This is a genomic window from Legionella drancourtii LLAP12 (genome assembly GCF_000162755.2).
Taxonomy (GTDB): Bacteria; Pseudomonadota; Gammaproteobacteria; order Legionellales; family Legionellaceae; genus Legionella; species Legionella drancourtii.
In genome coordinates this window covers 87,823-100,930 of the sequence record NZ_JH413848.1, presented here as the reverse complement: position 1 = coordinate 100,930, position 13,108 = coordinate 87,823, and the positions used below count along the sequence as shown (strand labels likewise).

The window sequence follows — 13,108 nt, the reverse complement described above, 5'->3', positions numbered from 1 at the left end:
ATACTGAGGACGAATAGTAATCGCTTACTATTTTTTGTCAAGAAAAAATGTGCCACAATTTGTTTAAAATAAATTCAATTGCATAGATACACTTGCAGTTTATATCACTAGAGAAGAAGATTCTCTATGTAAATAAAATTTGCTAAAATGGCCAACTACTTTTCATTCAGATGAATATTATGCAAAAACCGCCAACGTCGATTCTATTTATTGGATTATTATCCGCCTTTTCCTTGTTAACCTTTGATCTGTATCAACCCTCACTTCCTTATATCACCAATTATTTTGATACAACTCATAGCCTAAGCCAATTAACCTTAAGTATTTATTTATTTGTTTTTGGCATTGCCCAATTAATTTGGGGCCCCTTGCTCGATCATTTTGGACGGCGCCGCCTATTGCCTGGTAGTCTTATATTAGCAGTAATTGCCAGTATCTTATGTACCATAGCACCCAACATCTATGTCCTCATTTTCGGACGAGCCGTGCAAGGATTTGCCCTGTGCTGTGCTAATTTAATTGCATTTTCCACCTCCCGTGATTTTGAAAACGCCGTTGAACGCGCCAAAGTTTTATCGTACGTTTCCATGATCGTCTCCATATCCCCCATACTTGCCCCGGTGCTTGGTTCACTTATCTTTACCTACTGCGGTTGGCAAGCCAACTTTATGTTAATGGCCGGCATTGGCATTGCCCTGCTCATGCAAACCAGAAAAAGTTTATATGAATCCCCATTTTGGACGTCCCCCAAAAGCGCGTTTATATTAAAAGATGCCATCAGCGCCTATAAAAATGCCATGGCCTCTCCGGTCTTATGGAGCGCTTCATTCATTATGATGTTTAGCTTTGCCGCAGTAATGCTCTCGGTGATTAACTCATCTTATCTTATTATTGATAAGCTTGGTTTCTCGCCACTGGTATTTGGGATCATTTTTATTTTTAATGGCTTAAATATTATTGTCGGCAACTATTTAGGCATCGGCCTGCGTAAGTATTTCAGTATGGCCGCAACAACCTATTTAGGCAGTTGGCTGATTATCCTCGGTGGTTTTGCCATGTTAATAACTACAACTTTATATGGATTTAGTTTATATTCCTTATCCTTTGCTCTCATTTGTAATTTGGGCATCAGCCTGACAGCGCCACCAACAATGTCATTAGCACTCTCTGACTTTAAAGAAAATTCGGGAGTGGCTCTGGCCTTTATTCACACCATACGGATGTTGGGTTCCTCACTCTTAACCATGTTAAGCGCATATTTACTCATGCTAGATCTTAATACCTTACCCATAGGATTAATCGGCTGTGGTATTGGTGCCTTATACTATTGCTGGCGTTTCAACCAGTTGATGGCCAAGTCTGATGATGCAGAATTTGAGGGCAGCGAAGCGGCGTAGCTGGCCTGACTAGTTACATTCAAGAAGGCATCTGTAAATCCTGCGACAGAGCCTTCTTAAAAATGAATGAATCTTACGTCATACTACAAAAAAGTTGTCTTTTCTTCTTTATTGATGGCATAAATTGCCGGGATCGCAGTTCATAAACTGAAATAGGTACATGGACATTTCTCACAAAAACGCGCAGCAAAACCATTGCATTTAATGGCACCGAAATTTCAGGAAAATGAAAAACTATGGGGGCAAAAAAATCGATCTCTTTTAACGATTTGGTGCGATGAAGAGCGATTGTATTGTTTGGCAAAACAAGCTCTATTCCGATTAGACCATTAATTGTGCCTGGATGTGCGGCACAAGCAATCATAATTTCGGAGATGGTTTCATTAACATTCTTCAAACGATATTCTATAAAAATTTTCTGGTTAAGAAGAGGGCCTTTTTTTAAGTTTAAGCCCTTGGCATTCTGGTTGTATTTGAGCGTTGACAACATGGCTTTAAACTGTGGAATTTCTTCTTTATTTCGAACACCGTTTAGTAAGTGCTCAAAACAGTGTTGGATGCTTTTATATTCTTCAGATATCGACTTATATGCCAGCTGATTTAAAGATGATCCGGCTATTTTTACAATATATTGAATTAATGCCTGAGCTCGTCTTTCATAACTAACGGCATTAACATCGTTACTATTCTGCATGAGCAGATCCAGCAATTTAATATTATTATTAATATTAAAGGCGATATGACAATAATTATTGAGATTGGATTTTAGCCGTGTTGCATTAGCCTGAATTGATAAGTATTTAATTGCATCAACAATACAATCTATATCCTGGTTAATGTTCATTATCCCTTCGGCTTCGCCTAAGCCATCAAATGCGGGTTCACCAAAAACAATAATGTTGGCATTTAAATAAAGCGCATTTAAAAGCACTGAATTCGTTTTATAAATGGAATTTGTGGTTTTTCCATAAGGATGAATAATTATATCAATTTTTTTATGTCTTAATTGATGAATATACTGATTGTAATCACTTAAAATGTCAATTTCATCAATACTAAACAGGCATTTCTCGGTGTCCTCACTCAGCAAATATTTTCTAACTGTTAAATTTATATCTTCACCACCATTCTTTAACTTATTTAATGCGGGTACTACATATTCAAAAAATGACTCCCCGCGAAATGCGCCGCCAATGACGGCGACATTTATTCTGTTAGTCTTATTAGCTGCTAGCAAATGATTACCAGCGACTGGCGGTAATAACATTTCATTTAAAATCGGGGGATAACACCATACTTTGGTGTGTATTTTTTCCTGAAGAAAGAATGTTTTTAGCGTCTCGGTGCTCGTCAAAACCGCATCAAAATTACTTAAAATTTTTGTAACATTCTTCTTGGAATACCAAGCAAATTCTTCATATTCATTTTTAAGGGCAATGAAATTATCGTCTATATAATAATAACAAGGAATCTGTAATTTTTTTAAGACCGTGATAATCGACGCCGAACTTTGCAGGTTGCGATTGACAATCACGGCGTCATAGCCCATTAAGAAATATAAATCCTGAAGAGTATCCTGGCCAGGAACAACCAGTTGTACTCTATAATTTTCAGTAACATTAATGCTTTCAAAACAAAGATGATAGTTCGTTGGCCCAGAACTATAAAAAGCTATTTTTTTTATCACCTTATTATTGGCAGAACTTATATTCTTAACCCCAAATTTAGACTGGTAAAAAGCAAATAAATCCTCAAGATAGGCCTGCGCTTTATTACCAAATACCAACTGTGATTCAATAATATTTTTATCGGCAAAATTCTCTGGTAATAACTGCTGGTTGCGATTGGATGTCTTATAGAAGCGCGAAAAAACGCGAGGATCATTAGAGACATGACCAAGACTATCATTCTGAGTGATTCCATGCTCAGTCCCAACCATAATTTCAACATGTGTAAACGGATAGTGCCTCGATATTCTTAACCACAGATCTCGGTCGCATTCGCGCGCCATTAGAATATGAGGATCATACAAGCCTATGGTTTCTAAAACACTGCGTTTTAAAATGATTGAAGAATTAGCAATTAAATTGCTTGTCTCATTGCCAGCAAAAGACATCGTACCGGATACACAATGCTTTTCAATGCCTTCTTCCAGATAAATAATATTCGCCTGTCCATAACAACAGTTATAATCATTTTCCGTAATCGCGGTGTACAATGCATCAATAGCATTAATTTCAAAAATAAAATCATCAAAGGCAAATACAATATAATGACCTGATGACTTCATAAATGCTTCATATTCTGAAATCGCCAGTAAGCCAATATTTTGTGGATGGCGTATGCAGCTAATCCGCTTATCTATTTGCATATAGGCATCAATGATTTCTTTCGTTCCATCTGTAGAGGCATCATCTACTATAATAAGCTCGAACTCTTTAAAGGTCTGATTTAAAATTGAAACCAATGCTCTTTCAAATAAACCAGATTTTGCATTGGCATATGTCGGAAGAAAAATCGCGACTTTGGGCTCATATTTCTCATAATCAGACGAAGGAAGCCAAATAGAGTGCTCGATAATCTCCTTAACTAACATACTTACTCCAATAGTGATTTTGCTTATTTTAATAAAAAAACCTGTATTCTTAATCAGGCTTTTTGGGTTTTAATTTTAAGATTATGCGGTTGAAAAAACATGAGACATCATTAGGTTCTGTCCTTCAGGACTAGCTTCTACCGTAAAACCTGCCTTTTTATAAATATGAATTGCTCGTTCATTATGAGGTTTAACTTGGAGGTATAACGAGTGGAGTTTTAATCTATCTTCACAAAACTGAAGCATGGCCTGTACCGATTTCCCCATATAACCTTTACCCGCAAAATCGGGGTTCACTAGGAATCGACCAAACTCCCCACTCTTTTCTTGCCAATCGATGTTGTAAACCGCCGCTTGACCGACACGATTTCCGTGCTTATCTTGAACCAGAAAAACCAAATCATTCTCTTTAGCAAGATAGTTTTTATACCATTGGGAATGTTCTTCAAATGAGACCATATTCGTACTATTAAACCACTCACGAAATTCATTGCGCCATTGCAGAGTAAAAGGTAGATCATCAGAGCTTAATAGTGTGAGCTGAATTTCCCCGTAACCAAAGATTTCTTGTGTTTTTTTAATCAAAGCTACATCCATAAAATCATTCCATTAAACTGCTTGGGCACTATATTTAATATATTCTTTCCAGACGTCTTGGGTTGCCCCATCCATCATCACCAAGCCTTTATTAAGCCATATTGTCCGTTCACAAAAACGTCCCAACAAATCTGGTGAGTGGGTAGCTAATACCAATATTTGCCCCTTCTCCATAAAAGACTCCATTCTCTGGGAGGCTTTTTTTGTAAATGATATATCCCCCGCGCCAACCACCTCATCTAATAATAAAATTTCCGGGGTAATGGCCGTTGACGTAGCAAAAGCAAGCCGAATAAACATCCCCGCAGAATAGGCGCGCACAGGATAATTTAAAAAATCTCCGAGTTCAGTAAAAGCAGCGATTTCCGGCATTTTTTCTTTAATTTCATATGAACTCATACCCAATAATTTGGCACGAATTTGGATATTGGCCCACCCGCTCATATCCATTTCAAAGCCGGTTGCTAATTCAAAGAGAGGACATACGCGCCCATTAACCCGGCAACTACCACTAGTAGGATGATAAATGTTTGCCATTACTTTTAACAAAGTGCTTTTTCCTGCGCCATTCAAGCCAATTAAACCTACTCGCTCTCCTTGAGAAATATGCAGATTAATATCAGAAAGAGCACGATAACCAGTATTGACCTGGCGAGAAAATAAACTTGCCAAACCAGCCTGCTGCATATTTGCTGGAGGATAATCAACCGTTGCACTATTAAGGGTAATAGAATAATTCATAGCCAATATGCCACCTTTCTATCAAATTTTAAAAGTGTGATTAATGCCATACACCAAACAAGAACCCCATAAGCAAGAGCAAAATAATATACTTCATAGTTAGCCATATGCGCATTCAATAAAGGGTATCTAACAATTTCAATCAAATAATACAGCGGATTGAGTTTATAGACAAAAGCCAGATTGCGCGTAGCAAGCATATCGGCAGTAAAAACAATGGGCGTTACATAGAATAAAATCATAAATACACCACCTAAAGCGGGTGCTAAATCGCGTATTTTCACGCCCCAGTAAGAAAAGATAACAAGATGCCCCAAGCTAATAAATATTAACAGTAAAAGTCCCGGGAAAGCCCATAAGCTACCTAAACCAAAATAAATATTTTGACTAATCGCAACAATAAAAAACACGATAAAACCAACGAGCAGATTTAAAAAAGCCGATAAGAAAAAACGCAAAATATAGACCTGCTTCGGCATTGAAAATTGCTTAACATAACCTTCCGAAATTACAAAAGTTTGACAGCCTTGAACAATGGTAGATGAAATAAAATTCCACAATATAAGACCAGAAATCAACAAGGGAAAAAATGTGGAGAGATCTTGCTGGAACAAATGACCATAAACATAACCAACGCCCCCCGCCATTAAAGATAGATTAATAAAAACCCAAGACACCCCCAAGCGCGAGCGACGAAATTGATTGCGCATATCCTGTAAGCCCATATGCACCCACACAGACCATGCTTTTAAGGCAAAGAATGAATCAGTCAGGATTTTTCTTTTTTCTGAAACATTAATCTCTTTTACTGCCTCGACCATATATTCCTCACTATTTTACGACAGGTATAATTTAGACCATAACTTTTATAGTAATCACCTACACGCTTTATTTTATACTTTACCGCGAGCAATTTTTGTTCTGCCTTGATAGAGAAACACCTCATTAATGTCACCGACTTTTTTACACGCCGCTTAGAAATACTATGAAATTGCTTACTCCAATCTTCAGCAATTTGTCCATGATTATAATTTGCATGTACATCATTAAAAGCATTTAAAACCATTTTTTCTCTAAGTGCCTGATTAGCTATCAATTCTTTTAAAGCGTGGTACCACGCATCCTCATTGTGCTCAACCAAAAAGCCATTCTCTAAGTGAGTAATACAATCTGAGTAAGGGGGTATATTTGAGTAGATTCCAGCAATACCACAAGCCCCATATTCTCTGTATTTTAAATTAGATTTGGCCTGACTTGAAAGACCGTTATGAAGAGGCGCAATACCTATGTCATAATTCATTTGGAATTGTTTTTTGATATAACAATCATAAGAATAAAAATTTTCATCATAGACTACATTTGTATACGTTTTTAGCTCGCCAGGTACAAATCCATTAAAATAAATGACTACTTGTTCGCTATATTCTTGCAAAATTCTTTTTAATGCCGGAATAACCACAGAAAAATCTTGCTCTCTATGTAAGCTACCTGAATATAAAATTTTGACTTTTTCAGACTTAGGCATCTTTTGCAAATTATCAATTAACTCAAAATCAAAAGCGGCTTTCATGGAAATAACATTTTGATTTTTAGTAATAATATATTTTTTTAAATTTTCAGAGCCGGTAATCACCAAATGCGCATTGCGAATAAAACCATTAAGTGTTTTTATAAGTTGCGGGTTTGAATAACACTCGGCCAAAGCCCCTTTTCCTTTTCCAATTTCCCAGAAATTGTCATCCAAATAATAGTAATATTTTATATTATACTGCTTCATTAAATTAAGAATAGGCTTAAATGAAGGATCGCAGATACGAATAAATAGAATAAGGTATTCATCAGATAAAATATCTTGAATTTTTATCTTTGAAGCTAAAACAACGTTTAGTTGATAGTGCGAACCCATATGTTTTAAGGTTCGCACAATGATTTCTACAGTCGGTATAACGCCAGGAATAACAATCAGAAGCTTGTTAGCCATGCCATACCTTAAAATGCGTTTTTAATATAAAATTGTCTGATTGTCTCACAAATGTGCGCAATATCGTCACTTTCAAGATGCAGATGCAAAGGCAAAGAAATAACTTGCTCACTAATACGATGCGCGTTAGGACAAGTACCAAAACCATAAGAATACGGTTTATATTCAGTATTGTCTCGATAATGAACACCTGGAAAAATTTCATTTTCTTGGAGGTGACTCATCAAAGCATCGCGGTCTTCTACCATAATTTGGAACAGATGCTGTGCTGATTCACAACCGTCAACGTCCTCAACAAAAGCAATTTGTGGGATATTTGCTAAACTATTTTTATATTCTCTTGCTAGTTTTCGACGATATTGATTATCTTCATCAAGATATTTAAGCGCCACGATTCCCAAAGAAGCCATGATGGAATTACCATGATATTTAAAGCCAATACTTTCTACATCATATTTCCATTTATAATTACCCTGCTTGGTGGTGCGTGCGAAAGTGTCCTTATTAATGCCTAGCCAAGTTAGTTTCCTGCATTCCTCATCAAAAAATTTGTCTTTAAAACAAATCATGCCAGAATCGGCTGTAGGTAAATTTTTCACTGCCTGAAAACTAAAGATAGTTACATCTGCTTCATGGCCAATATGTTTCCCTTTATAACGAGTACCTGCCATATGAGCCGCATCAAGAATAAGCTTCAAATTATGTTTTTTACATAAATTCGCAACGTCCTCGAGTCTTCCCGTATTCCCGCCAATCCCCACATAAATTACCGCACGCGTTTTTGCAGTAATATGCGCCTCGATGCTTTCTGGACTTAAGCAGGAAGTGCTATCAACATCAGCAAAAACAGGTTTTAATTTTTCATAAACAATTGCATGATTCGTTGAAATAAACGTCAAAGGGGTAGTAATGACTTCATCATCATTTTGCCAGCCATAGTGAGACTTAAATAGATTAAAAGCCAAATGCAAGCCTACTGTATTAGAATTTATAAAATGGGAGTGAGGAAGACCGGTATAATCATTCCACTTCTCCTCAAAAATTTGTGTTTTAAAACCGAGACCGGTCCATGATTTATCAAGACATTCCCGAATTTCCTCTAAACACTCTTCCGTTCTAAATTTTGGCACAAAAACCTGGATTGCCATACTTCATCCCTCAGCATTGTAATTCGTTATCAAATAAAAGCAGTAGTCTAAAACAATTTTATACTTTCTTCTAGTGCTCTTTTTTCGGATAAATTTACGTCCCGCCATGTAAAGTATTAATTATCTCATTAAACTTAAATTCAACTGCTTCATTGACGTATGTTGATTTCGCGAACCCGCCCAAGTATCAAAGTGAAATGGAGTCCATTTCATTACACTAGGCCTAAAGGGAAAATTACTTTTTTAACATAATTAGCATGAGAGATAATTAAAGCCGGGGAGTGGCTCTAAACACCTTCATAAGGCAAACGTAGGCGCTACATGAAAAGCCACTCCCTGTTGATTCTTTTTTTGATAATTGTGGCATGCCTGCAAAGGGCCAGGCGATTGCTAATTCAGGATCATCCCAAGCAATACACTGCTCATATTCAGGAGCCCAAAAATCGGTGGTTTTATATAACAATTCTGCGCTGTCGGATAAAACAACAAAACCATGCGCAAAACCTTCAGGAATCCACAGCTGTTTGTAATTTTTTGCCGTTAAAATCTCGCCAACCCACTGGCCAAAGGTTGGTGAATTACGACGAACATCAACCGCCACGTCAAAAACCTCGCCGGCAACAACGCGTACGAGCTTGCCCTGTGCTTGTTTAATTTGATAATGTAAGCCGCGCAACACATTTTTTGCGGAGCGCGAATGATTATCTTGTACAAATTGTACCGGATAACCAACCGCCTCATCAAACCGTCGCTGATTAAAACTCTCCAAAAAAAGCCGCGCTCATCGCCAAACACCTGTGGTTCAAACATGAGGACATCCGTAATTGCTAGAGGAGTAGTTTTCATGCTAATTCTCGCTCATCTAATAATCTCATTAAATACTGACCATACTCATTTTTAAGCAATGGCTGCGCTAATTTTTCTAACTGTTCCGCGTCAATCCACTCCTGGCGATAGGCTATTTCTTCCAGACAAGCCACTTTCAAACCTTGGCGATGCTGCAACGTACTCACAAACATACTGGCCTCAAGCAATGATTGATGTGTTCCAGTATCCAGCCAGGTATGCCCTCTACCCATGATTTTAACATTGAGTAATCCACGCTCAAGGTAACAGCGATTTAAGTCGGTAATCTCTAATTCGCCGCGCGCAGATGGTTTTAGGCCATGCGCTAAACTTACAACATTTTGATCATAAAAATAAAGTCCTGTAACCGCATAATTTGATTTAGGGTATTGAGGTTTTTCTTCTAATGAAATTACTTTGCCTGTTGCGTCAAATTCTGCAACACCATAACGCTCAGGATCATGGACATGATAGGCAAAAACGGTCGCACCAAGCTCCTGCTGCATCGCTTTGGCATATAAATGGTGCAGATCATGGCCATAAAAAATATTATCGCCGAGAACCAGGACGCAAGGATGATCATCAATAAATGACTCCCCTAAAATAAAAGCTTGCGGCAATCCAGCAGGCGTTGGTTGGATCACATACTCCAAATTTAAGCCCCATTGCTCACCGGTTCCTAATAACTGCTGGTAAAGTGGTATGTCTCTTGGCGTTGAAATAATTAAAATATCCCTAATATTTGCCAGCATCAATGTGCTTAAAGGATAATAAACCATTGGCTTGTCAAAAACAGGTAGCAATTGTTTTGAAATAACGGTAGTAGCTGGATTTAAACGTGTGCCCGCTCCACCGGCTAAAATAATCCCTTTGCGCCTCATGCAAAAAACCTCATATTAATTAATTGTGTAATCATGCGATCGACATATATCGACCAATCTGGAAAAACTATTTGTAGCGCCCCCGACAAAGCACTAGTATCTAATGCCGAATTTTTGGGACGCACTGCTGGAAGCGGATATGCTTCACTTAAAACAGGCTGTATTTTAGAGGGAACTAAATTGAAGTCAATCTGCTGAACCCTGGTTTTCTCTAAAAGATAACATGCTAAGCCATGCCAGCTCGTGATCCCATTGGCAGTAAGATGATAAATACCAGGCATCAATTGTCCTTTTTGCGCGGCATAAATCGCCAACAAGGTCACATCACTAATAAGTTCAGCCGAAGTAGGTGCACCATATTGGTCCGCAACAATGGTTAAGGCATCTTTTTGCCGTGCCAAATTTAAAATGGTTTTAATGAAATTATGCCCATGCTGGGAAAATACCCAGCTGGTTCTGAAAATATAGCCACGACAGCCACTGTTCTCAATGGCTACCTCTCCTGCTGATTTTGAGGCTCCATAAATACTTAAAGGCGTTCTCGGGTCAGATTCAATATACGCACCTTGTTTTGTGCCATCAAATACATAATCAGTAGAGTAGTGAATCAATAAAGTGTTATGTTGTTGTGCATAGTCGGCCATAACAGCAACTGCTTGTTCATTGACGCAGTAAGCCTGGGTTTGCTCTTGTTCTGCTTTATCCACAGCCGTATACGCTGCTGCGTTAACAATAATATCTGGCTGAAGTTGTTTTAGTACGTGTATCAGGGCATTAAGATCGGTTAAATCAAGCTCCTCTCGTCCCAAAGTGGTCAATTGCCCTAAAGGCAATAAACTACGTGACAGCTCTCGCCCTATCTGCCCCTTTCGTCCAAACAATAATATCTTCATCTTCATGCAGATTATTACCCCAAATAACCTGCAAGATACCACTGTACCGTTTTACGAATCCCTGATTCAAAGGTCTCGCTCGGCTTCCAATCTAATTCGTGAGCAATTTTTGTCGCATCAATGGCATAACGTCGATCATGACCGGCACGATCGGCGACGTAACTTATTTGGCTTGTGTATGATTGCGCATCACGTCGTGGAGCGAGTTCATCCAAAAGCGCACAAATAGTATGGACGACCTCAAGGTTTGGTTTTTCATTCCAGCCGCCAATATTGTAGACCTCGCCTAATCGGCCATGGGCTAAAACGGTGCGAATCGCAGCACAGTGATCGGTTACGTACAACCAGTCACGAATTTGCTGCCCATCACCATAAATCGGTAAGGGTTTACCCGCGAGCGCGTTTTTTATGCACAGAGGGATTAATTTCTCTGGATATTGATAAGGGCCATAATTATTAGAACAATTGGTCGTTAATACCGGTAGACCATAAGTGTGGTAGTAAGCCCGAACCAAGTGATCCGATGCCGCCTTACTGGCAGAATAAGGACTATTAGGCTCATAACGATGCATCTCTGTAAATGCAGGGGCACCAGGTGCAAGAGAGCCATAGACTTCATCCGTTGACACATGCAAGAAACGAAAATCATCTTTAAGAGGAGAACTAAGATGATGCCAATAGTTACGAGCCACTTCCAAGAGATGAAAGGTGCCGACAATATTGGTTTGAATAAAATCAGCAGGACCATGAATGGAACGATCCACATGACTTTCTGCCGCAAAATGAATGATAGCACGTACATTATGCGCCACTAATAACTGATCAAGCCGTTCTGCATCACTAATATCGGCATGAATAAAAATATAACGCGGATCCGACTCAATACGCTTTAAATTAGCTAAATTGCCTGCATAAGTCAATTTATCTACATTAATCACTGGCTCATCATTAGATACCAGCCAATCCAATACAAAATTACTGCCAATAAAACCCGCACCGCCTGTCACAAGAATAGTCATACTTCCGCATCCCAATTATAGGTTTAAATCTTATTCAACAGAGCTCCGATTAATAATCCTATTTGCCCTATAGTAGTTTGTCTATATATTCCCAATAACTTTATTTGTATACATTTCGAAAAAAACCACCCCTTTCGTGCCTTTTCAAATTGCTCAAGCAGTTGTTTATTTTCGGGGGTTAACAAATGCGCTACTGCAAATAAACTTTTGCAATTTAGATCAAGCCAATGCTTGAAACGTCTTTGCAATAACATCCGTACTCGATAACATCGTGCGAACAAATTGGTATTACTACCCACTAAATTAGTCGCATGTTGCCGATAGCGAATAGACGGTTCAGTATCGTAATAAACTGCGCCACCGGCCCCACTAATTAATAAATAAGCCCACCAATCATGCGACACGATGTCCGTATGACTCTTCGTTTGGCGCAAGAGATTCAACGCCGCGCGATTAAACATCATCGTATTACCACCACCAATATTCTGAGCTAAGGCATTTAAAAAACCAGGTTGTCTCTTAAACAAAGGAGAATACCCTATAACATTCAAATATTCATCCACCAGCTGCGTTCGGCCACAATAAAGGGCTGGCACAGCTTCAGGAATACTTTGTAACCAGGCAAGTGCCTGCTCCAGTTTGTACTGCTCCCACACATCATCTTGATCAGAAAAAGCATAATAATCACTTGCCGTGCTTACTTTAGTGATAAGTGATAAAAAATTCGCAGCAAAGCCTTGGTGCGGGCCATAACAAACTGGAATATTATATTGATCGAGAATTTGCATTGTCTGATCGCTCGAGCCATCATCAGAGGCGATTATGTTCCAATTTTTATGAGTTTGTTGAACAATAGAATCCAACTGTTCTGCGAGATAACGCTCTCCGTTATAGGTCGCAAGAAGGATTGTAACTCGAGGCTCATGCATAAAAGAGTCCTTTGGGGATTAGCAGATTAGAAGAACGAGCCAAAATGAAATGAAGCTTAATACACTACAGTTCACGGCAT

General features: G+C 38.5%; 12 protein-coding genes. 1 reads left to right on the top strand and 11 read right to left on the bottom strand.

The window, feature by feature from the left end:
- Window positions 1-179 precede the first annotated feature (179 nt).
- Window positions 180-1,397: a multidrug effflux MFS transporter gene (locus LDG_RS16595; protein ID WP_006872612.1), complete on the top strand. Its 1,218-nt coding sequence runs from the start codon at window positions 180-182 to the stop codon at window positions 1,395-1,397.
- Between the two features lie 73 nt (window positions 1,398-1,470).
- Here LDG_RS16595 and LDG_RS16590 read toward each other — a convergent pair whose 3' ends face one another.
- The 11 genes from LDG_RS16590 to LDG_RS16540 all read right to left on the bottom strand — a co-directional run bounded on the left by LDG_RS16590 (window position 1,471) and on the right by LDG_RS16540 (window position 13,028).
- On the bottom strand, window positions 1,471-3,993 hold the full coding sequence (locus LDG_RS16590; protein ID WP_006872611.1) for a glycosyltransferase family 2 protein: 2,523 nt from the start codon (window positions 3,991-3,993) through the stop codon (window positions 1,471-1,473).
- Window positions 3,994-4,074: 81 nt separating this feature from the next.
- Window positions 4,075-4,590, bottom strand: a complete 516-nt coding sequence (locus LDG_RS16585) for a GNAT family N-acetyltransferase (RefSeq protein WP_006872610.1) — start codon at window positions 4,588-4,590, stop codon at window positions 4,075-4,077.
- Window positions 4,591-4,602: 12 nt separating this feature from the next.
- Window positions 4,603-5,331 carry an ABC transporter ATP-binding protein gene (locus LDG_RS16580; RefSeq protein WP_006872609.1) on the bottom strand — a complete coding sequence of 243 codons (729 nt, stop codon included), beginning with the start codon at window positions 5,329-5,331 and terminating at the stop codon, window positions 4,603-4,605.
- A complete protein-coding gene (locus LDG_RS16575) occupies window positions 5,328-6,152 on the bottom strand; it encodes an ABC transporter permease (protein ID WP_006872608.1) in 825 nt (274 codons plus the stop codon). Before LDG_RS16575 ends, LDG_RS16580 begins: the two co-directional genes overlap by 4 nt.
- Window positions 6,137-7,312 carry a glycosyltransferase gene (locus LDG_RS16570; protein ID WP_006872607.1) on the bottom strand — a complete coding sequence of 392 codons (1,176 nt, stop codon included), beginning with the start codon at window positions 7,310-7,312 and terminating at the stop codon, window positions 6,137-6,139. The genes LDG_RS16575 and LDG_RS16570 overlap by 16 nt, the downstream gene beginning before the upstream one ends.
- Window positions 7,313-7,320: 8 nt before the next feature.
- On the bottom strand, window positions 7,321-8,460 hold the full coding sequence (locus LDG_RS16565; protein ID WP_006872606.1) for a DegT/DnrJ/EryC1/StrS family aminotransferase: 1,140 nt from the start codon (window positions 8,458-8,460) through the stop codon (window positions 7,321-7,323).
- Between the two features lie 268 nt (window positions 8,461-8,728).
- Window positions 8,729-9,229 (bottom strand): dTDP-4-dehydrorhamnose 3,5-epimerase, encoded by a 501-nt coding sequence (rfbC, locus tag LDG_RS16560; RefSeq protein ID WP_006872605.1) that lies wholly within the window; start codon window positions 9,227-9,229, stop codon window positions 8,729-8,731.
- Window positions 9,230-9,302: 73 nt separating this feature from the next.
- A complete protein-coding gene (gene rfbA / locus LDG_RS16555; RefSeq protein WP_006872604.1) occupies window positions 9,303-10,187 on the bottom strand; it encodes a glucose-1-phosphate thymidylyltransferase RfbA in 885 nt (294 codons plus the stop codon).
- Window positions 10,184-11,086, bottom strand: a complete 903-nt coding sequence (rfbD, locus tag LDG_RS16550) for a dTDP-4-dehydrorhamnose reductase (protein ID WP_199484700.1) — start codon at window positions 11,084-11,086, stop codon at window positions 10,184-10,186. The genes rfbA and rfbD overlap by 4 nt, the downstream gene beginning before the upstream one ends.
- Before the next feature lie 8 nt (window positions 11,087-11,094).
- Window positions 11,095-12,099 (bottom strand): dTDP-glucose 4,6-dehydratase, encoded by a 1,005-nt coding sequence (gene rfbB / locus LDG_RS16545; protein ID WP_006872602.1) that lies wholly within the window; start codon window positions 12,097-12,099, stop codon window positions 11,095-11,097.
- Between the two features lie 23 nt (window positions 12,100-12,122).
- Entirely contained in the window at window positions 12,123-13,028 is a 906-nt protein-coding gene (locus LDG_RS16540; RefSeq protein WP_006872601.1) for a glycosyltransferase family 2 protein, read from the bottom strand.
- Window positions 13,029-13,108 lie beyond the last annotated feature (80 nt).